This window comes from Salinicola sp. JS01, assembly GCF_030284585.1.
Lineage (GTDB): Bacteria > Pseudomonadota > Gammaproteobacteria > Pseudomonadales > Halomonadaceae > Salinicola.
On the sequence record NZ_CP127244.1, the window covers coordinates 4349734 to 4373086 of the forward strand.

Genomic DNA, 23353 nt, shown 5'->3' on the forward strand with positions numbered 1-23353 from the left:
TGGTGGCGACGCCGCGGGCGCGCTCAGCTCAGCGGCACGCGCCCTTCGAAGACCCGCTCGGCCGGGCCGGTCATGATCATCGGCGCGTCGCCCCCGGCCCACTCCAGGGTCAGGTTTCCGCCGCGCAGGGTCACCTCGACCGGGCTCGCGAGCACGCCACGGCGGATGCCGCAGGCCACCGCCGCGCAGGCGCCGGTACCGCAGGCCAGGGTCTCGCCGGCGCCGCGCTCGAAGACGCGCAGGCGAATGGCGTGGGGCGACTCGATCTGCATGAAGCCGACATTGACCTGACGCGGAAAGCTCGGGTGGCGCTGCAGCGCCGGGCCGAGCGTCTCCACCGGGGCGCTGTCGACGTCCTCGACCTCGATCACCGCGTGCGGGTTGCCCATCGAGGCGACGCTCAGCGTCAGCGTCTGGTCCTCGACCTGAAGCTCATGCAGCGGGGCGTCGTGCTCGGCGCTGAACGGCACGGCGGACGGAGTGAAGCGCGGCGCGCCCATGTCCACCCGCACCCGGCCATCGGAGTCGACCTTGAGCGTCAGCGGTCCGCCCAGGGTCTCGACGCGCAGCTCGCGCTTGTGGGTCAGGCGCTGGTCGATCACGAAGCGGGCGAAACAGCGCGCGCCGTTACCGCAGTTCTCCACCTCACCGCCGTCGGCATTGAAGATACGGTAGCGGAAATCCATGTCGGGCTGGCGCGGCGGCTCCACCAGCAGCAGCTGGTCGAAGCCGATCCCGAAGTGGCGGTCGGCGAGACGGCGGATCTGCTCGTCGCGCAGGTAGGCGCGCTGGCTGATCAGGTCGACCACCATGAAGTCGTTGCCGAGACCGTGCATCTTGGTGAAATTCAACAGCATCACGACGTCTCCGGCAGCCGCGACTCCAGCGCCCAGAGTGACGCCAGCGACTCGCGCTGGCGCACCAGGTGGCAACTCTCGCCATCCACCAGCACCTCCGGCGGGCGGCCGCGGCTGTTGTAGTTCGAGGCCATGACGAAACCGTAGGCGCCGGCGGCGTGCACCACCAGCAGGTCGCCTTCGGCCACCGCCAGCTCGCGCGACTTGCCCAGGAAGTCGCCGCTTTCGCACACCGGGCCGACCACGTCGTAGCAGGCGCTGGGGCGCGGCGTGCGGGTGTCGACCGCCTCGATACGCTGCCACGCCTGATAGAGCGAGGGGCGGATCATGTCGTTCATGCCGGCATCGACGATGGCGAAGTTCTTGCTCTCGCCCGGCTTGAGGTACTCGACCCGGGTCAGCAGTACGCCGGCATTGGCGGCGATCGAGCGGCCCGGTTCGAAGATCAGGGTCAGCTCGCGCCCGGCCAGGCGCTCGCGCACCGCGGCCACCAGCGCCTCGGCCGGCGGCGGCACTTCGTCCTGGTAGACCACGCCGAGGCCGCCGCCCAGATCGAGATGTTCGAGCACGATGCCGCGCTCGGCGAGGCGGTCGACCAGTGCCAGCAGGCGGTCGAGGGCATCCAGGAAGGGCGAGAGCTCGGTGAGCTGGGAGCCGATGTGGCAGTCCACCCCCACGACCTTGAGATGCTCGCGCTCGGCCGCCCAGGTATAGAGATCGAGCACCTCGTCGGCGGCGACGCCGAACTTGTTGTCCTTGAGCCCGGTGGAGATGTAGGGGTGGGTGCCGGCGTCGACGTCCGGGTTGACCCGGATCGAGACGTTGGCCACCTGGCCGCGCTCGGCGGCGACACGCTCGAGACGCTCGAGCTCCGGGCGCGATTCGACGTTGAAGCACTTGATGCCGACCTCCAGCGCCCGCGCCATCTCGTCGGCCTGCTTGGCGACACCGGAGAAGACCACTTTGGCCGGATCGCCGCCGGCGGCCAGGACGCGCTCCAGCTCGCCCTGGGAGACGATGTCGAAGCCGGCGCCGAGGCGCGCCAGCAGGTCGATCACCGCCAGGTTGGAGTTGGTCTTCAACGCATAGCAGACCAGATGTGGCATATCGCCCAGGGCGTCGCTGTAGGCGCGGAACTGTCGGGTCAACGCGGCGCGCGAGTAGACGTAGCAGGGCGTGCCGTAGTCGGCGGCGATCTGCGCCAGCGGGACCGCTTCGGCGTACAGTTCGCCGTCATGCCGGGGAAAAGCTTCGAACGTCAAGGCATTGTCTCCGCCTGGGGTTCCTGGGACCGAGTCTCGGGCTGCGGCTGCGGCTGCGGCTGGGCCTTGGCGCCGTCGCTGCGCGCTGCGGCATCACCCGACTGTGCCTCGGCGTGGGCGCCCTGGGGGTCGTAGGTCTTGGCTGCCTGATCGTTGTCGGGCAGATAGAGCGGGCCTTTCTGGCCGCAGCCGGCCACCGCCAGCCCGGTCAGGGCGAGCAGGGCAACGAGAAGCAGATTACGCGACATGCGGGGCCTCCTGAAGCGCGTCGAGGGCCGCGCGGGCGCGGCTGGCCGCGGCGCGCACCTGGTCCGGAGCGGTGCCGCCGATATGGTTGCGCGCCGCCACCGAGCCCTCCAGGGTCAGCACCTCGAAGACGTCCGCGCCGATGGTGTCGGAGAAGCGCTGGAGCTCGTCGAGGGACATCTCGGAGAGATCCTTGCCCGACTCGATGCCGTAGGCCACCGCCTTGCCGACGATCTCGTGGGCATCGCGGAAGGCCACGCCGGCGCGCACCAGATAGTCGGCCAGATCGGTGGCGGTGGAGAAGCCGCGGCGCGCCGCCTCGAGCATGTTGGCGCGCTTGGCGCGCAGCGCCGGCGCCATGTCGGCGAAGGCGCGCAGGCAGCCCTTGACCGTGTCGAGGGTGTCGAACAGCGGCTCCTTGTCCTCCTGATTGTCCTTGTTGTAGGCCAGCGGCTGCGACTTCATCAGCGTCAGCAGGCTCATCAGGTGGCCGTAGACGCGACCGGTCTTGCCGCGCACCAGCTCGGGTACGTCGGGGTTCTTCTTCTGCGGCATGATCGAGGAGCCGGTGCAGAAGCGGTCGGGCAGGTCGACGAAGTCGAACTGGGCGCTGGCCCACAGCACCATCTCTTCGCTCATGCGCGACAGATGCATCAACAGGATGCTGGCGAAGGCGGTGAACTCGATCGCGAAGTCGCGATCGCTGACCGCGTCCAGCGAGTTCTCCGCCGGGCGCTCGAAGCCCAGCAGCTCGGCGGTGACGTGGCGGTCGATCGGGTAGGTGGTGCCGGCCAGGGCGGCGGCGCCCAGCGGCAGCACGTTGACCCGCTTGCGGCAGTCGAAGAGGCGCTCGTGATCGCGCGCCAGCATCTCCTGCCACGCCAGCAGATGGTGGCCGAAGGTCACCGGCTGCGCGGTCTGCAGGTGGGTGAAGCCGGGCATGATGGTATCGGCCTCGGCTTCGGCGAGCTCGATCAGGCCGCGGCGCAGGCGCGCCAGCTCCGCCGCCACGGCGTCGATCTCGTCGCGCAGGTAGAGGCGGATGTCGGTGGCGATCTGGTCGTTGCGCGAGCGCCCGGTGTGGAGCTTCTTGCCGGTGATGCCGATCTTGTCGGTGAGCCGCGCTTCCACGTTCATGTGGATGTCTTCCAGGTCGACCGACCATTCGATCTCGCCGCGTTCGATCTCGGCTTCGATCTCGCCCAGGCCCTGAATGATGCGATCACGCTCCGCCTCGGTCAGCACGCCGACCCGGGCCAGCATGGTGGCGTGGGCCACGGAGCCGCGGATGTCGTGATGATAGAGCCGCTTGTCGAAGGAGATCGAAGCGGTGAAGGCGGCGACGAATGCGTCGGTGGGCTCGCTGAAACGTCCGCCCCAGGATTGGTTGGTTGCCTGCGTCATCGAATACGAACTCTGCCTAGGTTGACCGGGTGTGGGTGCCGGGTGGCCGGGTGTGATCGCGGGTCGCGCATGGCGCGCGCGGGCCGGCGAAACGCTGTCTGGAGTGTACCAGAGTCGCGGCCGCGTGGGACGGGGGCGAGCGCGGCCGCTACCAGGTCGAGGGAGCGTGATTTTTCCTGGCCGGGTGACTGCTTTATCATGCCTACAAGATTCGTGCCGACGAACGTACACCCCGCGGCGGGTGGTCTTTGCCCCCGTGCCCCAGACTTCGGAGACCCGCGTGCTCGACGCTAACAGATTGAGAATCGCCACCCGCAAGAGTGCGCTGGCGCTATGGCAGGCCGAACACGTCAAGGCGCTACTGGCGCAGCAGCACCCGCATCTGGAGATCGAGCTGGTGCCGCTCTCCACCCGTGGCGACAAGATCCTCGACACGCCGCTGGCCAAGATCGGCGGCAAGGCGCTGTTCGTCAAGGAGCTGGAGGAGGCGATGCTCGACGGTCGCGCCGATCTCGCCGTGCACTCGATGAAGGACGTGCCGATGCACTTCCCCGATGGCCTGGGGCTGTCGGTGATTCTCGAGAGCGGGGCGCCGACCGACGCCTTCGTCTCCAATACCTACGCGAGCGTTGATGCCTTGCCCCAGGGGGCGCGGGTGGGCACGTCCAGCCTGCGCCGTGGGCTGCAGGTGGCGGCGCGGCGTCCGGATCTGGAAGTGCTGCCACTGCGCGGCAATGTCCAGACCCGGCTGGGTAAGCTGGATGCCGGTGATTTCGAGGCGATCATTTTGGCCACCGCCGGTCTCCAGCGGCTGCAGCTGGGCGAGCGGATCACCGCCGAGCTGTCGCCGGAGGAGAGCCTGCCCGCCTGCGGTCAGGGCGCACTGGGCATCGAGTGCCGCCACGACGACGCCGAGCTGGTGGCGCTGCTGGCGGCTCTGGATCACGGCCCCACGGCGACCCGGGTGCGCGCCGAGCGCGCCATGAACACGCGTCTCGACGGCGGCTGTCAGGTGCCGATCGGCGGCTACGCGGTGCTCGAGAACGATGGCGACACCCTGTGGCTGCGCGGGCTGGTCGGGCATCCGGATGGCTCGCAGGTGCTGCGCGCCGAGGGGCGCGGCTCGGCGATGGAGCCGGAAGCGCTGGGGATTCGTATCGCCGAGTCACTGCTGGAGCAGGGCGCCGGCGACATTCTGGCCGAGGTCTACGGTAACGGCTGATGACACGGGTCCTGATCACGCGTCCCGGTGAGCGTGGCGCGGTGCTGGCGCAGGCGCTGCGCGCGGCCGGCTGCGAGCCGGTGGCGCTGGATGTGCTGGCGTTCGAGCCGGTGGCGCTGTCGCCCGCCGCGCGGGCGCTGGTGCTCGACCTCGACGCTTTTCAAGGCATCATCGTGGTGAGCCCGCAGGCGGGCGTATCTCTGGCCGAGGCGATTGGGTCATACTGGCCGCAGCTACCCCAGCGGCTACGCTTCTATGCAGTGGGCCAGGCCACCGCGGCGACGCTATATCAAGAGCTGGGGGTGCCCTGCGTGCTGCCCCCGACGGGGGCCGGCGAGCATAGTGAGGGGTTGCTCGAGGCGCCGTCGCTGCGGGCGGTGGCAGGCAAGCGCCTGCTGCTGACCCGCGGCGAGGGCGGGCGCGAGGTGCTGGCTGAACAGCTGACGGCGCGCGGCGCGCTGCTCGACACGCTGACGCTCTATCGCCGCCGCTACCGCCCGCCGGCACCCCCGGCGGCGACCTGGCTGGCCCAGGGCGACTATGCGGCGCTGGTGGTGACCAGCGGTGAAATATTGCAACATCTGGCCACCGGGTGTGGCCCGATAGCGTTGAACCAACCGCTAATCGTCTCGAGTGGACGGTTGGCTACACTGGCGAGACAGCTGGGATTCGGCTCGCTTCACGTGGCGTCCGGGCCTGCGCCGGAGGCGCTGGCAGCGGCGGTGACTGCGCTGCGCGCGAGCTGACCTCGTGCGCTCGGCGGTGCCGGCTTACCGGCCCGCCGTCGAGCGCCGGTTCGATCCTGCTCCGATGGCAGCGTCGCCAACCCGACGCGCCGTCCGGGCGCCACCTTCGATCAGGGTGATCACGAGTAAAGGCAGCGTAGATGAGCAAGCAACGAAACGATCAACAACCGCAGTCGGCCTCCGCTTCCGACAATCCGGCCGACGGCGACGCTCGGAAAGCCGAGCAGGACAAGACCGCTTCGTCGACTGCCGCGTCGACACCCGACACCGCTGCCGATACCGCCGGCCATACCGATCCGGTCAAGCCGGACGTGGCTCAGCCGGATGCCAGCGCCGAACCCAGTACCTCTCGCGCCAGCGGCAAGGCGGCCAGTACTGCCAAACAGGAGCGCGCCCAGACTGGCGCTGCCAAGAGCGCTGGCGGCGAAAGCCAGGCCGGTGAGGGTAAGCGCGACGCCGCCAAGGGCAAGAGCAAGACGAGCACCAAGGCTGCCAAGCCGGCCGGTCCGCTGTCGCGCGATGGCGGCGGGGCCGCGTCTTCCAGCGCCAAGCCTGGCGGCAGCGGCGGAGGCGGCAGCAGTCATGATGGCAGCCGCAGTGGCGGCGGCAAGAACGGCAAGAGCAGCAAGCTCGGCCTGCTGGCGCTGATCCTGGTCATCGTGCTGGCGATCGCCGTGGCGTTCATCGGCTACCGCGGCTGGCAGCTGCTGCAGCAACAGCAGCAGAAGCTGGACCAGGTCCAGTCCAACCGCGGCGCCATCGACGACCTGAGCGCGCGCGTCGGCGATCTCGACCAGAACCGTCAGCAGTCGCTGAAGATGATGCGCGGCGAGTTCGACCAGTACCGCCAGAGCCTCGACAAGACCCTGGACAAGGTGCTGGCGGAGCTGGCCAAGCAGCAGCAGGCCGATCCGCGCGAGTGGCTCCACGCCGAAGCCGAGTACCTGCTGCGCCTGGCCAACCAGCGGCTGCAGCTGGAGCGCGACGTGCCCGGCGCCAAGGCGCTGCTCGAGGCCGCCGACGCCCGCCTGCGCGAGGCGGACAACCCGGCGCTGGTGCCGATCCGCCGCGCGATCCAGTCGGAGCTGGCTTCGCTCGACTCGGTGCCGGTGATCGACCGCACCGGTATCTACCTGGCGCTGATGGCGCAGCAGGAGCAGCTGGCCCGCCTGCCGCTGAAACAGGACATCGAGCAGATCGCCGCCGGCAAGGGCGACGCCCAGCCCAGTGGCGGCTGGCGCGAGCAGCTCGCCACCCTGGGGCGCGAGCTCAAGGATCTGGTCACCGTGCGGCGCCACGACCAGCCGCTGGAGGCGCTGATCACCCCTGAGCAGGAGTCCTATCTGCGCCAGAACGTGCGCATGCTGCTGGAGCAGGCGCAGCTGGCGCTGCTCAAGGCCGAGCCCAAGCTCTATCAGGCCAGCCTGGGCAAGGCGATCGAGCTGATCAAGGGCTACTACGACACCGACAATCAGGGCGTCGAGAACGCGCTCGACAAGCTCTCCTCGCTGCGCGACGAGAACGTGCGCCCGGAGCTGCCGGACATCAGCCAGTCGTCGCAGCTGCTCAAGCAGTTCATCGAGAAGCGCTTCGGTAACGGCACCGGTGGTAGTAACGCGAACGGCGGTCAGGCGACGCAGAACGGATCGGCACAGGGAGAGGGCGCATGAGAAAGCTGATCCTGCTGATCGTCTTCGGTCTGGCGGTCGGCGCGCTGTTCGGGCAGTTGATGCAGTCGCTGCCGGGATACTGGTTCATCCGTGTCGGCGATACCTCGATCCAGACCTCGTTCTGGTTCGGCTGCGTGCTGCTGCTGATCGCCTTTCTGGTCCTGCACTTCGGCCTGCGCGCGCTGATGCGCCTACGCCGGCCGATGAGCCGGCTCAAGGTGTGGAACAGCCGCACCCGTCACCGTACCGCCATGAAGCGCACCGTGCGTGGCCTGGTGGCGCTGGCCGAGGGGCGTTGGAAACGTGCCGAAAAGGCGCTGACCAAGGCTGCCGACGACTCCGGCACGCCGCTGGTCAACTACCTCTCGGCGGCGCTGGCAGCGCACTATCAGGGCCGCTACGAGCAGGCCGACGTGCTGCTCAAACGCGCCCACCACAGCACCGAGGGCGCCGACACTGCGGTGGGTCTGGTGCAGGCGCAGCTGATGCTCGACCGCCAACAGTTCGAGGAGGCGCTGGCCACCCTGACCCGCCTGGAGCAGCAACTGCCGGAGCATCCGCAGGTGCTCAAGCTGCTCAAGCAGGCTTATCTCAGCGTCAACGACTGGGACGGCCTGCGCCGGCTGCTGCCGCGGCTCGACAAGCACCGCCTGATCACCGACGACGAGCGCCGCGAACTCGAGCAGCGCGCCAACCGCGAGCTGCTGATCCACGCCGCTCAGCAGGAGGGCAATCTGCAGCGGGTGCGGGCACTCTGGGCGGATATGCCCGATGCGCTGCGCAGCGACGTCGAGCTGGTTCTGCTCTACAGCGATGCGCTGATCAAGGGCGGCGAGGAGGGCGATGCCGAACGCCTGCTGCGCAACGCCCTCAAGGAGCACTGGGACACGCGTCTGGTGCTGCGCTACGGCTTGCTCAACGTCGACGCCGCGCGCCAGCTGGCGTACGCCGAGAAGTGGCTGCAGGAGCGGCCCAACGACCCCGATCTGCTGCTCACCCTGGGCCGTCTCTCGCTGCGCAACGCCTACTGGGGCAAGGCGCAGGAGTACTTCGAGGCGAGCCAGCGCCAGCGCCCGAGCGGAGTGGTGTGTGCGGAGCTGGCACGGCTCTATGCCAACCTCGGTGACCACAGCAAGAGCCAGCTCTACTACCGCCAGAGCGTCACGCTGCTGGACAAGTCGTTGCCGGCGCTGCCCCAGCCCAGCGATGTGACGCGCTGACGTCGGCCACCGATTGCTCTCCTGGGCGCCCGTGGGCGCCCTTTTTTGTCGCCGCGAGGCGTTCATCCAAGGAACAGGCATGCACTACGGTATCGATGTCGGCGGCACCAAGATCGAGCTCGCGGTGTTCGATTCCCAGTGGCAGCGTCTCGCCACCTGGCGCGAGGCGACCCCCGCGGCGGATGGCCCGGCGCTGCTGGCGCGGTTGGCAGCGATGGTTGCCATGGCCGACGCCCGCTTCGGCGCGCGGGGCACTCTAGGGATCGGCCTGCCCGGGGTGATCGATGCCCGCGGCTGTCTCGTCACCGCCAATCTGCCCGGCCTGCGCGAGCTGCCGCTGGCGGCCTCGCTGCACGCCCACTTCGACCGCCCGGTGGTGTTCGACAACGATAGCCGCTGCTTCATCCTTTCGGAGGTCGGACCGGGCGGCGCCGCCGCCGGCGAGCGCCACGCCTTCGGTGCGATCCTGGGCACCGGGGCCGGCGGCGGAGCGATCGTCGAGGGGCGCCTGCTCGGCGGGTGTGGCGGCCTGGCCGGCGAGTGGGGGCATTTGCCGCTCTCGGCGGCAGCCAGCGAGCGCTACCACCTGCCGCGTCTGGCCTGCGGCTGCGGTCTGCACGGCTGTCTCGAGCGCTATATCGCCGGCCCCGGGCTGGTAGAGTTGTTTCGCCATTTCGGCGGCGAGGCGCAGCGCGCCGAGACCTGGTACGCCGCCTGGCAGGCGGGCGACCCAGCGGCGGAGCTGGCCCACCGCTGTCACGTCGATCTGCTCGGTGAGGCGCTGGCCAACGTCACCAAGCTACTGGCCCCGGCGGCGATCGTGATCGGCGGTGGGCTCTCCTCCCTGCCCGAACTGGTCGCCGCGCTGCCGGCGGCGCTCGGGCGTCATCTCTTTCCCGGTGTCGTCGTGCCGCGGGTGGTGGCCTCGCATCTGGGCGCCGCCAGTGGCGTGCGCGGGGCTGCCATGCGGGGGGCCGGTTTCCTTCCCGACGCGGTGTAGGCGCCACCCGCCGACATGCCCCCCCAGAACGCAAGAGGCCGCCCCGAAGGGCGGCCTCATTTTTTACTCTCTCACTTGTGCTTTGACGTCGTGGCGTTCAGCGCGGATCGTCACCGGCATCGTCGTCGACGTCGTCGTGGGTCGGCTTGCTGTGCGTGGCATCGTGCGACCGCGTATCGGGCTGCTCGGAGGACGCGGCCTCGTGAGCGGTACCCGGAATGTCGCGCTTGTCGTCGCGCAGCACGCGCACGTGGGCCGGCGGCGCCGAGCCGTCCCGATCCTCGCCGAAGTAGAGCGTGGTGTGCGGGAACGGGATCTCGATACCGGCCTTGTCGAAGTAGAGCTTGACCAGACGGTTGTAGGCGCGGCCCACACCCCACTGGTCGCCCGGGGTGGTCTTGATCACCACACGGATATTGACCGAGCTGTCGGCGAGGGCGACCACCCCCGCCACGGTCATCGGTGCCAGCAGCTTGTGGCCATGCTCCTCGCTCGCCTTGAGCTCCTCGAATGCCGCCTGCAGCTGCTCGATGGCGTAATCGATGTTCTCGCGGTAGGCGATGCCGTACTCGCCGACATGGTTGCCGTATTCACGCATGAAGTTGGACACCGTGCCCACCGACGAGAACGGCACGATATGGTAGGTGCCGGAGAGGTCGCGGATCGCCACCGAGCGGATGCTGACGCGTTCGGCGGTGCCGGTGACGCCACCCACGGTGACGACGTCGCCGGTGTTCATCGCATTCTCGAGCTGGATGAAGACCCCGGTGATGACGTCCTGGACCAGCTTCTGGGCACCGAAACCGATGGCCAGACCCAGCACCCCGGCGCCGGCGATCAGCGGGCCGATGTTGATGCCGATCTGCGACAGCACGATCATCACCGTCATGATGATAAGGGTGATCGCCAGGGCGTTGCGGAACAGGCTCATCAGGGTCTGGGCGCGGGCGGTCGGGGCGCCGCCGCCAGTTTCCGGATTGAGATAGTTCTCGATCAGGCTGGCCAGACCGATCCACACGATGGCGGCCACGGCCAGAATCAGAATCACCTGGATTACGGTGGCGACGGCGTGCGCGCCGGCTTCGCTGGCGTACCAGGCGGCCAGGTCGAAGGCGCCCCAGGCGTCCAGGGTGTACAGCACTACCGCAACCAGGATGATCATGCGGATCACCTTGAGGAAGCTCGGCACATAGGCGTTGAGGCGCCCCTCGAGCATCGGAAGACGCCGGCGAATGTCATCGCCAAGCGTGATACGCCGCCCGATCAGTTGGGTCAGCAGGCCTGAAACCAGCATGCCGATGCCGATGTAGAGAATCGTCTTCAGGGTCGCGATGAGCACGAACGGCAGCGCGGTTTCCGGATGCAGCAGGGTCACGCCGAACACCATCAGCGCATACAGAATGGCGATCACGTGCCACACGCCGGCCAGCATACGCAGGGCGATGCGCGAGGCGGCCATGCTGGCCTGCTCGGATTTGCCCAGAATCAGATCGCGTACGGCGAGACGCTTCTTGAGGATCACGGTCATCGCCGCGAGCAGGGCGATCAGCATGATCAGTACGCTGATCACCTTGCCGAAGGCCGGCGAGAGGTTGATGTTCAGAATCGGTACCACTACCAGCATGCCGTAACCGATGAAACCGGCCAGGGTGGCCAGGAAGCCGTTGCAGTAGCGTGCCTGGGCGGCGCTGATCGGCACCAGGCGCAGACCTTCGTGGCTGGAGGCGAACAGCACGCGCAGTGCGCACTTGAACAGCTCGATCATCAGGAAGGCGTTGAGGAACAGCGAGAAGCGCGTGTTCAAGGTGCCACTCTCGCCGACCAGGAAGGTGGCGACGAGGTTGCCGGCGACATAGGCCAGCACTACCACGGCTACGTCGACCACGGCAGCCAGGATCACGCTGACGATCACGCGCAGCAGGTGGGCGCGTCCATCACCCTGCAGCGACCAGCGACTGAACCGGTTGAACAGCGGCCCGGCGAGGCGCCGCAGCACGAAGAACGCGACCACGGTGGCGACGATCACCATGGCGAGCTCCAGCGCGGCATCGAGGAAATCGCTCAGGTTGAAGGCGGGGCCGCTGCTGGCGGCGGCGTCGCCGCTGCCGAAGAAGCCACCGACCAGCGCCGCCACGGCGGTGAACTGCCCGCCGATATCATCGGCGAAGGCGCTGGTGATCTGCGCCATGCGCCGCGGGAAGGAGACGCTCTCGGCAGCCTTGGCGTTATCGGTGCTCGCGGCACTGTCACTGGTGGCCTGGCTGGCACTCGCCTGCGCGGGCGCACTGCCTTGAGACTCGCCGGCCTGGGGCTGCTCGGCGGCGAGCTTGCGCAGCTGGTCGATCAGCGCCTGGCGCGACTGCTCGTTTTCCAGCAGGTCGGCCATCGTCGAGTAGGCGGGGCCTTCCTGGGCGTTCTGCTCGGCGGGCGCGCTCGACGACGCCTCCGAGCCGGCGCCCTGTTGCGCCATCAGCGGGGCTGCGAAGAACAGCAGTATCAAGAGTAGCCAGCGGCTCGGCCAGCGATCGGGGCGAGGGGTGGGCACGCTTCAACCTCCTTGTCTGAAGGGCAGGGTAGTAAGGGCTATGTCGTTAGGACTATGTCGTTAAGGACTATGTCTTTAGGGCCCTGTTTTCAGGGCCAGTCTCGGGCACCGTGTCTCAATGACCGTGCCACGAGGGGATATCGTCATGCCGGCGCGGTGAACGCACGCACACGCGGCGGCTGACGACGGTCCGCGCTCAACTTAAACATCCTTAGGGTAACATTTTATCGTCGCGCGGAAATTCAGCCGCCGCCGTATCTCTTGAGGCTAGTCAATCCGTGCCCGCTTGCCACTGAATCGGGATGGATTTGCCAGCGACGGTGGCGATAGCGCTGGACAAGGCGCGATTCTTTGCCACGCTCAGTCGAGCCGCCGCGGCTGTGACACCGCGCGGCGCTGCGTGGGCGGATCGGAGGCCGCCGCGCTGTCTCTTCCACCTCAAGTCTGGTGCCGGCCTGCGCTGGTGCCCTGTCAGGGATCGATCATGCTCAATGTAACCCTCGAACTGCGCTGCAACGTCTGCGGCGGCGAGCGCTTTCTGCTGCCGACACTCGACGAGACGGCGCAGGATATTCGCTGTGCCGGCTGCTCGGCATTCAAGTGCAAGAGCCAGGACCTGGAGCGCGCCATGGCGGCGGCCGGGCCCCGCCGCGGTGGGCGTCACCCGGCGCTGTAGCCTTTAGCGCGATGACCGCGCTAAAGATTTGGGCCAAGCGTGCAGGCACAAAAAAAGCACCTCTCTCGAGGTGCTTTTTTCTGGTGTTGGTGGAGGCGGGGTCCACTGAAAAAATCGCCTATGTATCAGACCAGTAAGCGTTTTCAGTAATCCATGATCCGATGTGCCCCCAGATATGCCCCCATCGAGAGTGAGATGGGGTGGTACCATCGCATCAAGCAGACTGCCGCGGCGTGGTCAGATCGTGGAAGTGAATGCCCGTCGCCTTGATGACGGCGGTCATGGTGCGCAGTGTCGGGTTGCCTTTAGGCGAAAGAGCCCGGTAGAGGCTTTCTCGGGACACTTTGGCTTTCTCGGCAACGGCTGCCATGCCACCTTGGGATTCGACCACATGGCGCAGCGCGATGAGAAAGGCGGTCTCTCCTCCTTCCTCGTCCAGCTCATCGAATGCGGTGCGCAGATAGTCCACCGCCATGGTGGGATCTTCTCGCAGCATCTCGATCACGACATCGTCGTGACTTCTCATCGCTTGACCCTCCTGTGATGGTCCTCGAGAAACGCTTTGGCCTGTTCGATGTCGGTCTGCTGGCGCTTCTTGCTGCCGCCAGCCAGCAGCATGACCCAACGCTTGCCCACCTTGGCGTAATAGACGCGATAGCCGGGCCCATAGTCGACTCGCAGCTCGAACACGCCAGCACCCACGGATTTGGCATCGCCCGGATTGCCCGCCGCCAGCCGGTTAAGGCGGGTCAGCACCCGCATGGCTGCCTGCCGATCCTTCGCCTTGAGCGTATCCAGCCATTGCTGGAACGGGTCATGGCCATCGGCAGTGAGGTAATGCGTCAGCTCGATCATGATCTTCATTGTAGCTTTTAAGCTACTGGTGGGATAGATGTGTTCGGTTTTCGAAAGCCGCTGGCATGACGTGAAAGAGGGTCTAAGGATTTTGCTAGGCTGCTGAAACCCCTTCGCTACGGAGCTAAATCGCGCTGAAAGGGTTGCTGATACCCTGCAGATTGGTGGGGCGCGACATTGAGGGGCATTGCGTGGGCGCAGGGGGGGGATATGCCCAGACAACAAAAAAGGGCCCGAAGGCCCTTGTTTGCTGGTCTCGTGACACGTCTTGGTATGCCCTGAAACCCTTGTTTGGTGGAGGCGGGGGGAATTGAACCCCCGTCCGCCGGCACTCACCCATCGGCTCTACATGCTTAGTTCCGTCTTTTGATTTAGCGCAGTGACCTCCGACGGGCAGGATGACACCTTGCGATCTCTCTAAGGTTTAACGCATGTCAGGAGAGCGCTGACATACGCGGTCCCATCAGCTTTAGCTCGTATCCTCTCCGCGATGAATGGGCACATCGCTTCGAGGCCAGACAACAGCTAGCAGTTCTTAGGCTGCCAGTGCGCCTTGAGCGTAGTTTTCGTCGTTTGCGACTATTTAATCGTAACGTTGGATTTACGAGATACGTTACGCTCTCGGCATGCACCTCAGGGATTGTCACCGGCGTCGAAGCCATGTCGCCCCCGTGGAACCCCAGCATTCTATCAGTTGGGGATGACCCCACGCCATCTCAATCGTCGAATCGAACCCTCGACGTCGCGCCTCAGGCGTGGTCGCGCATCACCCGCGCCTTCTCGCGATTCCAGTCGCGCTCCTTCTGGGTGGCGCGCTTGTCGTGCAATTGCTTGCCGCGCACCAGCGCCAGCTCGCACTTGACCAGATTCTTCTTCCAGTAGAGCTTGAGCGGCACGCAGGTGTGACCCTTCTCCTGGGTCCGCGAGAAGATCCTGGCGATCTCCTTACGATGCAGCAGCAGCTTGCGCGTACGATCGGGCTCCGCCACCACGTGGGTGCTGGCGGTATTGAGCGGCGTGATGTGGCTGCCCAGCAGCCAGGCCTCGCCGTTCTTGATCAGGATATAGGTGTCGGTGAGCTGGGCCTTGCCGGCGCGCAGGCTCTTGACCTCCCAACCGCTCAGCGAGAGACCCGCCTCGAAGGTTTCGTCGATGTGATACTCGAAACGAGCCTTCTTGTTCTGGGCGATCGTGTTGTTGCCGGGCGCGTTGCCTTTCTTCTTACCCATGACACCTCTTCGCGGCGATATCCGGTACGCCCGCAGACCTGGGGGCGAGCGTGCTACCATTCAAGCATGTGAGAAATAGCCCCCATGATACGCGCATCGGGGCGATAAATCAGTGGAGAGCTACATGCCAAGCGTGCACCGGTCTGCTTTTGTCCGGCATACCCCGGAACAGATGTTCGAGCTGGTCAATGATTTCGAACGCTATCCGGAATTCCTCCCCGGCTGCCGTCGAGCCCGGGTGGTCGAACGCGGAGAGGATTATCTGATCGGCAGCATGACCCTGGCCAAGGGCGGTGTCGAGCAGACCGTGACCACGCGCAATGATCTCAAGCGCCCCGGGCGCATCGATCTGTCGCTGGTCGACGGCCCGTTCAAGCGCCTCGACGGGTGCTGGCTGTTCCGTGATCTGGGCGAGAACGCCTGCAAGGTGGAGCTGGAGATGGAGTTCGAGTTCAGCAACCGGCTGCTGGGGATGGCCTTCGGTCGGCTGTTCCAGCAGGTGGCGGGGCAGCTGATCGACGCTTTCACCCGGCGCGCCGATCAGGTCTATGGGCGCTGACGCCATGCCTTTCGCAGCCGATGTCTCCGAGGTTAGCGATGCCGAGCCGGGCGAGGCGCCGGTGGGAGGCGATGCGCTGGTCGAGGTGGCTTACGCCACGCCGACGCATCAGCGTATCGTCACGCTCGCTTGGTCGGCGGGGCTGACCGCGCGGGAGGCGGTGATGCGTGCCGATCTGCCGGCCTATTTTGCCGACCTCGACGAATCCTGGCTGGCGAGTGCGCCGCTGGGGATCTTCGGTGAACGTCTCGCCCAACCCGAGCAGCGCGAACTGCTGCCGGGGGAGCGGGTCGAGGTCTACCGTCCGCTGCGTATCGATCCCAAGCAGGCGCGACGTGAGCGGGCGGCCCGCAGGCCGCCGCGCTGACTGGCACTCGATAGAGAGGGCTTAGGGAAGCGCTGAATAAATCGCCGAACGAGATGAAGGACAAGGCGCACGGAACGCAGAAGGCGAGACATAACTGGGGGTTAGGCGAGCCTTCGAGTACCGCGCAACGTAGTCATTCGCTCGTGCAGGCATTTATGCAGTGATTCCTTAGAGGCCTGTGGGGCCGACCTGCGGCACCGCAGCACCTTCGCCGGCACCTTCGACCGCCGGCCCCGGGCCGCTGTCCTGGTCGAGTTCGACGTCGGCATTCATGTCACCGGACTTCTTGATGTCGACCACCTGGTCGTTGGCGAAGGTGAGCGTGACCCGCTTCTCCACCGTGCCGCCGTAGGCCTTGTCGAGATAGAAGACGTAGTCCCACTGGTCGGAGGAGAAGGGCGCTTCCATCAGCGGCGTTCCCATGACCTGAACGACCTGGGCGCGGCTCATGCCGGTATGGAGCTGAGACACCATGTCCTGGGTGATGAGGTTGCCCTGGACGAGGTCGCGTTTGTAGACGCCAAAGTAGCTACAGCCAGCGATGAGAGACGCTGCGAGCACGAGTACGGCCGTTCTGATCAGGTTTTGCATTTGAGTCCGTCTTTCACTATCGTTGCGTGGATTGATCATACCCGACACGGGACGCCACTGCGAAGAGCGACCATGGCAGACGAAAACCAAGAATTGCGCAAGGCGGGACTCAAGGTCACTCTGCCGCGTGTCAAGATCCTGCAGATTCTCGAAGCGACACGTATGGAAGAAGAGCTCCATATGAGTGCCGAGGACGTCTACAAGGCGCTGCTGGAGTCGGGAGAAGACGTCGGCCTCGCTACCGTATACCGTGTGCTGACGCAGTTCGAGGCCGCCGGCCTGGTGGTGCGTCATAATTTCGACGGCGGCCATGCCGTGTTCGAGATGACCCAGGAAGAGCACCATGACCACATGGTGGACCTGGAGTCCGGCGACATCGTCGAGTTCTATGACGAAGAGATCGAGCGGCGCCAGCGCGAGATCGTCGAGGAGCACGGCTACGAGCTGGTCGAGCACGCGCTGGTGCTCTACGTCCGCCCGCGCGGCTCCAAGGCGACGCGCCAGGACAGCAGCAAGAAGTGACACCCAGGCCCGCCAGGGCACCGGATACATCACTAGAACGCCGACCCCCAGGGGTCGGCGTTCTGCGTTGTGTGTGGTGGGATCGGTCCCGGTGGCGAGGTGCCGGTGACGCTCAGTGCGCCCCGGTCTGGCTCGCCGCCAGCATCTCGCGGGCGTGGGCCAGGGTGCGCTCCGAGAGCTTGACGCCGCCGAGCATGCGCGCGATCTCGCGCACTCTGCCCGCCTCGTCGAGCTGCGCCATCTGGGTGCGGGTGGCTTCGTCGCTGGACTGCTTTTCGATGTGCAGATGCTGGTGCGCCTGGGCGGCGACCTGCGGCAGGTGGGTCACGGTCATGATCTGGGCTTTCTGGCCCAGCCGGCGCAGCAGCTGGCCGACGATTTCGGCGGTGGCCCCGGAGATGCCCACGTCGACCTCGTCGAACACCAGCGTGGCCAGGGTGCTGTGGCTGGCCGCCACCACCTGGATCGCCAGGCTGACGCGGGAGAGCTCGCCGCCGGAGGCGACCTTGGCCAGCGGCCGCGGTGGTTGACCGGGGTTGGCACTGATCAAGAGGCTGACGCGGTCGACGCCGTGGGGCTGCGGCGTCTCCAGCGGGTTGACCTCGACCGCGAAGCGCGCCTTCTCCATGCCCAGGAAGGCGAGCTGCTCCTGCACCTGACGGGCGAACTCGGTGGCGCTGGTCTGGCGCGCTTCGCTGATCTGGCGGGCGGCGTCGCGGTATTGCTGGCGCGTCTCCTCGAGCCGCGCGCGCAGGCTGTCGAGATCGTCGTCGCCGCCATCGAGGTCGGCCAGCTCGGCGCTCAGGCGCTGATGCAGCGCGACCAGCTCGTCGGGCATGACGTGGTGCTTGCGCGCAATGCGATGGATCTCGCCGAGGCGCTCGTCGACCCAAGCCAGCCTTTGCGGATCGAGCTCGGTGGACTCGACGAAGTGATGCAGCTCCCGGGCCGCCTCCTCGAGCTGGATCTGGGCATCATTGAGCATGCCGAGCGCTTCCGCCAGGCTGCCGCGGTCACTGCCCGGCACCCGCGACAGGCGCGTGTGCGCCTGCAGTAGCAGGCCCAGCGCGCCGCCTTCGTCGTGGTCGCAGCAGTCTGCGGCGAACTGCGCCTCGCGCAGCGTCTCCTCCAGATGCGCCAGGGTCTCCTGCTCCTGCTCCAGCGACTCCAGCTCGTCCGCCTGCAGCGCCAGTTGATCCAGCTCCTCCACCTGATAGCGCAGCAGTTGGCGCTTGGCCTCGCGCTCCTCGTCGTTCTCGCTGCGCTGACGATACTGCTTGCGCAGGCTCTGCCACTGGCGGTACAGCGCCGCCAGCTCGTCGACCGCGCGGCGCTGGCCGGCGGCATCGTCGAGCAGACGGCGGTGGGTCTCCTCGTTGAGCAGCGCCTGGTGGGCATGCTGGCTGTGAACGTCGATCAGACACTCGCCGAGCTCGCGCAGGTCGGCGATGGTGCAGGGCTGGCCGTTGATCCACGCCTTGGAGCGTCCGGAAGCGGTGACCACCCGGCGCAGCAGGCAATCCTCGCTCGGCAGTTCGCGCGCGGCGAGCCAGGCCCGCGCCTCGGCGCGGCCGCTGAGATCGAAGCGCGCGCTGAGATCGGCGCGTTCGGCGCCATGACGCACGCCGCCGGCATCGGCGCGTTCGCCCAGGCAGAGCCCGAGGGCGCCGAGCAGGATCGACTTGCCCGCCCCGGTCTCACCGGTAATGGCGGTCATGCCGGACTGGAACTCCAGATCGAGGGTGTCGACGATGGCGAAGTCGCGAATGGCGAGTTGGATCAGCATGCTGCCTCCCGAGGATCGATGGCGGCCATACAGTAGTCTGTTCGTTTATACAGTAGTCGGTTCGGCGCTTCAATCCACCCCGCGGTGCCCGAGGCTCGTGTGGCGTGCACGGACGCTCACGCAACGCCTGCCAACGCTTGAGATCGTCGCGGGCAGCCCCATATAGGCAGTCACTTGGACATCAATAGCGAGCGTCGATGACGCCGACGCTGTCTTCATACTGGTGCTTTCATCACATCTATATCGGGAGAGACTCATGGTCAGAGATCCGCAGAAGCCCGTCGACGAAGAGATCGAGCGCGCCGAGCGCGATGGCGAACCGCAGCCGACCCAGGCGCCGCTCGAGGGTGATCTCGACGCGGTTGCCGACGAACTCGAGCATGAGCCAGGCGAGACCGGCGGCGACGCCAACCCCGAGGCAGAAGTGCTGGCTGCGCGGGTCGAAGAGCTGGAGCAGGCGCTCACCGACGCCAAGGATCAGTCGATGCGTGCCGCGGCCGAGGCCCAGAATGCCCGTCGCCGCGCCGAGCAGGATGCCGAGAAGGCCCGGAAGTTCGCCCTGGAGAAGTTCGTCAAGGAGCTGCTGCCGGTGGTCGACAGTCTGGAAAAGGGGCTGGAGAGCATGCAGGAGGTCGACGAGACCCACCGCGAGGGGGTGTCGATGACCCTGAAGATGCAGCTCGACGTGCTCGCCAAGTTCGGCGTCGAGCAGATCGACCCGCAGGGTGAACCGTTCGATCCGCAGTTCCACGAAGCGATGAGCATGGTGCCCAATCCGGAGCTCGACCCCAACACGGTCATGGATGTGATGCAGAAGGGTTACACCCTGAACGGGCGTCTGGTGCGGCCGGCGATGGTCATCGTCAGCAAGTCGGCCTGACGCAATCTGGGCCGACGGGGCTTGAAAGGCGCCCGAAAGCCCCCAGATAGCAGTCAATCGCGCCACACACGCGCCGCCAAGACAACGTATCGAATCGTCAACGAATTGTTAGAGGTGAGGAATTATGGGACGCATCATCGGTATCGACCTGGGTACGACCAACTCCTGCGTCGCCGTGCTCGACGGTGACAAGACTCGCGTGATCGAGAACGCCGAAGGCGCTCGCACCACGCCCTCGATCATCGGTTACACCGATGACGGCGAGACCCTGGTCGGCCAGGCGGCCAAGCGTCAGGCGGTCACCAACCCGACCAACACGCTCTACGCCGTCAAGCGCCTGATCGGCCGCAAGTTCAAGGACGACGTCGTCCAGAAGGACATCAAGATGGTGCCTTACCGCATCGTCGAAGCCGATAACGGCGACGCTTGGGTGCAGGTGAACGACAAGAAGCTGGCACCGCCGCAGGTGAGCGCGGAAGTGCTCAAGAAGATGAAGAAGACCGCCGAGGACTATCTCGGTGAAGAAGTGACTGAAGCGGTCATCACCGTGCCGGCCTACTTCAACGATTCCCAGCGTCAGGCGACCAAGGACGCCGGCCGCATCGCCGGTCTCGAGGTCAAGCGCATCATCAACGAGCCGACCGCGGCTGCGCTGGCCTACGGCATGGATCGCTCCACCGGCGACCGTACTATCGCGGTCTACGACCTGGGTGGCGGTACCTTCGACATCTCGATCATCGAAGTCGCCGACGTCGACGGCGAGAAGCAGTTCGAGGTGCTGGCCACCAACGGTGACACCTTCCTGGGTGGCGAGGACTTCGACCTCAAGCTGATCGACTACCTGGTGCAGCAGTTCAAGAGCGATTCGGGCATCGACCTGTCCGGTGACAGCCTGGCCATGCAGCGTCTGAAGGAAGCCGCCGAGAAGGCCAAGATCGAGCTCTCATCGGCCCAGCAGACCGAAGTCAATCTGCCCTACATCACCGCCGACAACACCGGTCCCAAGCACCTGGCGATCAAGGTCACCCGGGCCAAGCTCGAGTCGCTGGTCGAAGATCTGGTCAGCCGCTCGCTGGGTCCGTGCAAGACCGCCATGGACGACGCCGGTCTCTCCAACAGCGAGATTCACGACGTCATCCTGGTCGGCGGCCAGACCCGCATGCCGCTGGTGCAGCAGAAGGTCGCCGAGTTCTTCGGCAAGGACGCCCGCAAGGACGTCAACCCGGACGAAGCCGTGGCCATGGGTGCCGCGATTCAGGGTGGCGTGCTCGGCGGTGACGTCAAGGACGTGCTGCTGCTCGACGTGACCCCGCTGACCCTGGGCATCGAGACCCTGGGTGGCGTGATGACGCCGCTGATCGAGAAGAACACCACGATCCCGACCAAGAAGACCCAGACCTTCTCCACCGCCGAGGATAACCAGACGGCCGTGACGATCCACGCGCTGCAGGGTGAGCGTAAGCAGGCGGCGCAGAACAAGTCTCTGGGTCGCTTCGACCTCGCCGACATTCCGCCGGCACCGCGCGGCGTGCCGCAGATCGAAGTCGCCTTCGATCTCGACGCCAACGGTATCCTCAACATCACGGCCAAGGACAAGGCGACCGGCAAAGAACAGTCGATCGTGATCAAGTCCTCCAGCGGTCTCTCCGACGAGGAGATCGATCAGATGGTCAAGGATGCCGAGGCGCACGAGGCCGAGGACAAGAAGTTCGAAGAGCTGGTCGCCCTGCGCAACCAGGCCGACGGCATGATCCACGCCTCGCGCAAGACGCTGGAAGAGGCCGGCGACAAGGTCGACGCCGACGAGAAGAGCAAGATCGAGAGCGCCATCGGCGAGCTCGAGGAAGCGCTCAAGGGTGACGACAAGGACGCCATCCAGGCCAAGCTCGACGCGCTCACCGAAGCCTCCGGCAACCTGGCGCAGAAGATGTACGCCGAGCAGGGCGAAGGCGCCGGTCAGGACGCGGGTGCCCAGGCCGACGACGCCCAGGCCAGCGGCAAGAAAGAGGATGACGTGGTTGACGCCGAGTTCGAGGAAGTCAACGACGATCGGAAAAAGCAATAATCACGACGTCTGACGTCGTGTGACGGCAGCAGCGCGGGAGCCAGACACGACTCCCGCGTTGTCGTTTGCACGGCATCGATACGGAGGCGAACAACGTCATGTCCAAGCGTGACTACTACGAAGTGCTGGGCGTCGACAAGGGCGCCGACGGCAAGGAGATCAAGAAGGCCTATCGCCGGCTGGCACAGAAGTACCATCCGGATCGCAATCCGGACGATCAGCAGGCGGCGGAGAAATTCCGCGAGGTCTCCGATGCCTACGAGGTGCTGTCCGACGACCAGAAGCGCGCGGCCTACGACCAGTTCGGCCATGCCGGTGTCGACGGCCAGGCCGGCGGCGGTTTCGGTGGCGGCGGTTTCGGCGGTGCCGGGGCCGGCGGTTTCAGCGATATCTTCGGCGATGTCTTCGGCGATATCTTCGGTGGCGGCGGCGGTGGTCGACGCAACCCCAACGCGCCCCAGCGCGGCAGCGATCTGCGCTACAACCTGGAGCTCGATCTCGAGGATGCCGTCTTCGGCACCACGGTCGATATCCGCGTACCGCGCCACGTCGAGTGCGAGCACTGCGACGGCAGCGGCGCCGAGCCCGGTTCGAGCAAGGAGACCTGCCCGACCTGTCACGGCCAGGGCCAGGTGCGCATGCAGCAGGGCTTCTTCGCCGTGCAGCAGACCTGCCCGACCTGCCACGGCAGCGGCCAGGTGATCAAGGTGCCGTGCCGCAAGTGCCATGGCGAGGGCCGTGTACGCGAGACGCGCACGCTGTCGGTGAAGATCCCGGCCGGGGTGGATACCGGCGACCGTATTCGTCTCAACGGCGAGGGCGAGTCCGGGCTCAACGGCGGGCCGGCGGGCGACCTCTACGTCCAGGCCGATATCAAGCCGCACCCGATCTTCGAGCGTGACGGGCGTCATCTGCACTGCGAAGTGCCGATCAACTTCGTCGACGCCGCCCTGGGTGGCGAGCTCGAGGTGCCGACCCTGGAGGGCCGGGTCAAGCTCAAGATCCCCGCCGAGACCCAGACCGGCAAGCTGTTCCGGCTGCGCGGCAAGGGCGTGAAACCGGTGCGCGGCGGCCCCGCCGGCGACCTGCTGTGCAAGGTCGTGGTGGAGACGCCGGTCAATCTCTCCGAAGAGCAGAAAGAGCTGCTGCGCAAGTTCCAGGAGAGCCTGGGCAGTGCCAGCCGCCACTCGCCCAAGAAAGAGGGCTGGTTCGACGGCGTGAAGCGCTTCTTCGAAGACATGAAGCCCTGACCCCGGCGCCGCTCGCAGGGTCATGAGAAAGCCCCCGCCGGATTCGTCCGGCGGGGGCTTTTTCTTGGTGGCGCTGTATTAGTGGCGCTGTCTTGGTGGTGATTGCCGACCCGCGGGTCGCGGCGGCTAGCCCGCGTCCGAGGTCTCCTCCCAGTCCTTGACCGTACTCGAGAGCGCCTTGAGCCGCTCGACGGCCAGCTTCGACACCGGATCGAGCTGGCTGCCGTCCTCGTCGGCGTAGGCGATGATGTCGCGCTTCATGGGGCGCGCCCAGAACTTCTTGAGATGGGTAGCGACCTGTTCGGCCGCCTGGGCATCGTCGCCGTGATGGCGGTTGTTGAGGCTGATCTGATTGATCATCTTGATCAGCGACGCCGTGTTATCGCTCATATCCGTCTCTC

General features: G+C 66.3%; 22 protein-coding genes, 1 other RNA gene and 1 pseudogene. 12 read left to right on the forward strand and 12 right to left on the reverse strand.

Annotated features, from left to right (window positions below; translation table 11 throughout):
• Positions 1-23: 23 nt before the first annotated feature.
• The 4 genes and pseudogenes from dapF to argH form a co-directional block, all read right to left on the reverse strand.
• Positions 24-857 carry a diaminopimelate epimerase gene (gene dapF, locus QO259_RS19865; RefSeq protein WP_285951309.1) on the reverse strand — a complete coding sequence of 278 codons (834 nt, stop codon included), beginning with the start codon at positions 855-857 and terminating at the stop codon, positions 24-26.
• Complete coding sequence (lysA, locus tag QO259_RS19870) at positions 857-2119, reverse strand: diaminopimelate decarboxylase (protein WP_285951310.1); 1263 nt, start codon at positions 2117-2119, stop codon at positions 857-859. The genes dapF and lysA overlap by 1 nt, the downstream gene beginning before the upstream one ends.
• 143 nt (positions 2120-2262) lie before the next feature.
• Positions 2263-2367: pseudogene (lptM, locus tag QO259_RS20415) on the reverse strand (LPS translocon maturation chaperone LptM); the annotation flags it as partial.
• Entirely contained in the window at positions 2357-3769 is a 1413-nt protein-coding gene (argH, locus tag QO259_RS19880; protein WP_035476140.1) for an argininosuccinate lyase, read from the reverse strand. The gene argH and the pseudogene lptM, both read right to left, overlap by 11 nt.
• 280 nt (positions 3770-4049) lie before the next feature.
• On the opposite strand from argH, the gene hemC reads away from it, so the two are divergent.
• The 5 genes from hemC (at position 4050) to QO259_RS19905 (ending at position 9627) form a co-directional block, all read left to right on the forward strand.
• The gene (gene hemC, locus QO259_RS19885) at positions 4050-4991 is read left to right on the forward strand and encodes a hydroxymethylbilane synthase (RefSeq protein WP_285951312.1); all 942 of its coding nucleotides are present in this window, start codon (positions 4050-4052) and stop codon (positions 4989-4991) included.
• Positions 4991-5737, forward strand: a complete 747-nt coding sequence (locus QO259_RS19890; RefSeq protein ID WP_353057310.1) for a uroporphyrinogen-III synthase — start codon at positions 4991-4993, stop codon at positions 5735-5737. Before hemC ends, QO259_RS19890 begins: the two co-directional genes overlap by 1 nt.
• Positions 5738-5877: 140 nt before the next feature.
• A complete protein-coding gene (locus tag QO259_RS19895; RefSeq protein ID WP_285951313.1) occupies positions 5878-7407 on the forward strand; it encodes a uroporphyrinogen-III C-methyltransferase in 1530 nt (509 codons plus the stop codon).
• Positions 7404-8627 carry a heme biosynthesis HemY N-terminal domain-containing protein gene (locus QO259_RS19900; protein WP_035476143.1) on the forward strand — a complete coding sequence of 408 codons (1224 nt, stop codon included), beginning with the start codon at positions 7404-7406 and terminating at the stop codon, positions 8625-8627. The genes QO259_RS19895 and QO259_RS19900 overlap by 4 nt, the downstream gene beginning before the upstream one ends.
• 79 nt (positions 8628-8706) lie before the next feature.
• Entirely contained in the window at positions 8707-9627 is a 921-nt protein-coding gene (locus QO259_RS19905; protein WP_285951314.1) for an ROK family protein, read from the forward strand.
• A 97-nt stretch (positions 9628-9724) separates the two neighbouring features.
• Here the strand turns inward: QO259_RS19905 and QO259_RS19910 are convergent, their stop codons facing one another.
• A complete protein-coding gene (locus QO259_RS19910) occupies positions 9725-12172 on the reverse strand; it encodes a mechanosensitive ion channel domain-containing protein (protein WP_502949123.1) in 2448 nt (815 codons plus the stop codon).
• Positions 12173-12656: 484 nt separating this feature from the next.
• On the opposite strand from QO259_RS19910, the gene QO259_RS19915 reads away from it, so the two are divergent.
• Entirely contained in the window at positions 12657-12848 is a 192-nt protein-coding gene (locus QO259_RS19915; protein ID WP_207036242.1) for a hypothetical protein, read from the forward strand.
• Between the two features lie 214 nt (positions 12849-13062).
• On the opposite strand, the gene QO259_RS19920 is transcribed toward QO259_RS19915, so the two are convergent.
• From QO259_RS19920 to smpB, 4 genes are all read right to left on the reverse strand, one after another.
• Entirely contained in the window at positions 13063-13374 is a 312-nt protein-coding gene (locus QO259_RS19920) for an addiction module antidote protein (RefSeq protein ID WP_285951315.1), read from the reverse strand.
• On the reverse strand, positions 13371-13703 hold the full coding sequence (locus QO259_RS19925) for a type II toxin-antitoxin system RelE/ParE family toxin (protein WP_285951316.1): 333 nt from the start codon (positions 13701-13703) through the stop codon (positions 13371-13373). The genes QO259_RS19920 and QO259_RS19925 overlap by 4 nt, the downstream gene beginning before the upstream one ends.
• A 292-nt stretch (positions 13704-13995) precedes the next feature.
• Positions 13996-14374, reverse strand: a transfer-messenger RNA (tmRNA) gene (ssrA, locus tag QO259_RS19930).
• A gap of 78 nt (positions 14375-14452) precedes the next feature.
• Positions 14453-14932, reverse strand: coding sequence for an SsrA-binding protein SmpB (smpB, locus tag QO259_RS19935; RefSeq protein WP_035476147.1), 480 nt, complete (start codon positions 14930-14932; stop codon positions 14453-14455).
• 124 nt (positions 14933-15056) lie between these two features.
• Here smpB and QO259_RS19940 point away from each other — a divergent pair, with 124 nt between their 5' ends.
• Both QO259_RS19940 and QO259_RS19945 read left to right on the forward strand, forming a co-directional pair.
• Positions 15057-15491 carry a type II toxin-antitoxin system RatA family toxin gene (locus tag QO259_RS19940; protein ID WP_035476148.1) on the forward strand — a complete coding sequence of 145 codons (435 nt, stop codon included), beginning with the start codon at positions 15057-15059 and terminating at the stop codon, positions 15489-15491.
• A gap of 4 nt (positions 15492-15495) precedes the next feature.
• A complete protein-coding gene (locus QO259_RS19945; protein ID WP_285951317.1) occupies positions 15496-15858 on the forward strand; it encodes an RnfH family protein in 363 nt (120 codons plus the stop codon).
• A 168-nt stretch (positions 15859-16026) separates the two neighbouring features.
• On the opposite strand, the gene QO259_RS19950 is transcribed toward QO259_RS19945, so the two are convergent.
• Positions 16027-16449 carry an outer membrane protein assembly factor BamE gene (locus tag QO259_RS19950; RefSeq protein WP_285951318.1) on the reverse strand — a complete coding sequence of 141 codons (423 nt, stop codon included), beginning with the start codon at positions 16447-16449 and terminating at the stop codon, positions 16027-16029.
• Between the two features lie 72 nt (positions 16450-16521).
• On the opposite strand from QO259_RS19950, the gene fur reads away from it, so the two are divergent.
• The gene (fur, locus tag QO259_RS19955) at positions 16522-16971 is read left to right on the forward strand and encodes a ferric iron uptake transcriptional regulator (protein WP_035476150.1); all 450 of its coding nucleotides are present in this window, start codon (positions 16522-16524) and stop codon (positions 16969-16971) included.
• Between the two features lie 112 nt (positions 16972-17083).
• Here the strand turns inward: fur and recN are convergent, their stop codons facing one another.
• Positions 17084-18757, reverse strand: a complete 1674-nt coding sequence (gene recN, locus QO259_RS19960) for a DNA repair protein RecN (RefSeq protein ID WP_285951319.1) — start codon at positions 18755-18757, stop codon at positions 17084-17086.
• Positions 18758-19013: 256 nt separating this feature from the next.
• Between recN and grpE the strand changes: the two genes are divergently transcribed.
• From grpE to dnaJ, 3 genes are all read left to right on the forward strand, one after another.
• Positions 19014-19637: a nucleotide exchange factor GrpE gene (gene grpE, locus QO259_RS19965; protein ID WP_285951320.1), complete on the forward strand. Its 624-nt coding sequence runs from the start codon at positions 19014-19016 to the stop codon at positions 19635-19637.
• Between the two features lie 124 nt (positions 19638-19761).
• A complete protein-coding gene (gene dnaK, locus QO259_RS19970) occupies positions 19762-21702 on the forward strand; it encodes a molecular chaperone DnaK (RefSeq protein ID WP_207036232.1) in 1941 nt (646 codons plus the stop codon).
• 98 nt (positions 21703-21800) lie between these two features.
• Positions 21801-22952: a molecular chaperone DnaJ gene (gene dnaJ / locus QO259_RS19975; protein ID WP_207036230.1), complete on the forward strand. Its 1152-nt coding sequence runs from the start codon at positions 21801-21803 to the stop codon at positions 22950-22952.
• A gap of 126 nt (positions 22953-23078) precedes the next feature.
• On the opposite strand, the gene QO259_RS19980 is transcribed toward dnaJ, so the two are convergent.
• Entirely contained in the window at positions 23079-23342 is a 264-nt protein-coding gene (locus QO259_RS19980) for a formate dehydrogenase subunit delta (RefSeq protein WP_285951321.1), read from the reverse strand.
• Positions 23343-23353: the final 11 nt, after the last annotated feature.

What these genes read in the sequence shown, in the direction of transcription:
- fur (WP_035476150.1), top strand. Translation starts at nt 16,522, where the DNA reads ATGGCAGACGAAAACCAAGAATTGCGCAAGGCGGGACTCAAGGTCACT.
- QO259_RS19925 (WP_285951316.1), bottom strand. Translation starts at nt 13,703, where the DNA reads ATGATCGAGCTGACGCATTACCTCACTGCCGATGGCCATGACCCGTTC.
- recN (WP_285951319.1), bottom strand. Translation starts at nt 18,757, where the DNA reads ATGCTGATCCAACTCGCCATTCGCGACTTCGCCATCGTCGACACCCTC.
- smpB (WP_035476147.1), bottom strand. Translation starts at nt 14,932, where the DNA reads ATGGGTAAGAAGAAAGGCAACGCGCCCGGCAACAACACGATCGCCCAG.
- QO259_RS19890 (WP_353057310.1), top strand. Translation starts at nt 4,991, where the DNA reads ATGACACGGGTCCTGATCACGCGTCCCGGTGAGCGTGGCGCGGTGCTG.
- QO259_RS19895 (WP_285951313.1), top strand. Translation starts at nt 5,878, where the DNA reads ATGAGCAAGCAACGAAACGATCAACAACCGCAGTCGGCCTCCGCTTCC.
- QO259_RS19950 (WP_285951318.1), bottom strand. Translation starts at nt 16,449, where the DNA reads ATGCAAAACCTGATCAGAACGGCCGTACTCGTGCTCGCAGCGTCTCTC.
- QO259_RS19980 (WP_285951321.1), bottom strand. Translation starts at nt 23,342, where the DNA reads ATGAGCGATAACACGGCGTCGCTGATCAAGATGATCAATCAGATCAGC.
- grpE (WP_285951320.1), top strand. Translation starts at nt 19,014, where the DNA reads ATGGTCAGAGATCCGCAGAAGCCCGTCGACGAAGAGATCGAGCGCGCC.
- dnaK (WP_207036232.1), top strand. Translation starts at nt 19,762, where the DNA reads ATGGGACGCATCATCGGTATCGACCTGGGTACGACCAACTCCTGCGTC.
- dapF (WP_285951309.1), bottom strand. Translation starts at nt 857, where the DNA reads ATGCTGTTGAATTTCACCAAGATGCACGGTCTCGGCAACGACTTCATG.
- argH (WP_035476140.1), bottom strand. Translation starts at nt 3,769, where the DNA reads ATGACGCAGGCAACCAACCAATCCTGGGGCGGACGTTTCAGCGAGCCC.
- QO259_RS19945 (WP_285951317.1), top strand. Translation starts at nt 15,496, where the DNA reads ATGCCTTTCGCAGCCGATGTCTCCGAGGTTAGCGATGCCGAGCCGGGC.
- QO259_RS19900 (WP_035476143.1), top strand. Translation starts at nt 7,404, where the DNA reads ATGAGAAAGCTGATCCTGCTGATCGTCTTCGGTCTGGCGGTCGGCGCG.
- dnaJ (WP_207036230.1), top strand. Translation starts at nt 21,801, where the DNA reads ATGTCCAAGCGTGACTACTACGAAGTGCTGGGCGTCGACAAGGGCGCC.
- QO259_RS19920 (WP_285951315.1), bottom strand. Translation starts at nt 13,374, where the DNA reads ATGAGAAGTCACGACGATGTCGTGATCGAGATGCTGCGAGAAGATCCC.
- QO259_RS19940 (WP_035476148.1), top strand. Translation starts at nt 15,057, where the DNA reads ATGCCAAGCGTGCACCGGTCTGCTTTTGTCCGGCATACCCCGGAACAG.
- QO259_RS19915 (WP_207036242.1), top strand. Translation starts at nt 12,657, where the DNA reads ATGCTCAATGTAACCCTCGAACTGCGCTGCAACGTCTGCGGCGGCGAG.
- QO259_RS19905 (WP_285951314.1), top strand. Translation starts at nt 8,707, where the DNA reads ATGCACTACGGTATCGATGTCGGCGGCACCAAGATCGAGCTCGCGGTG.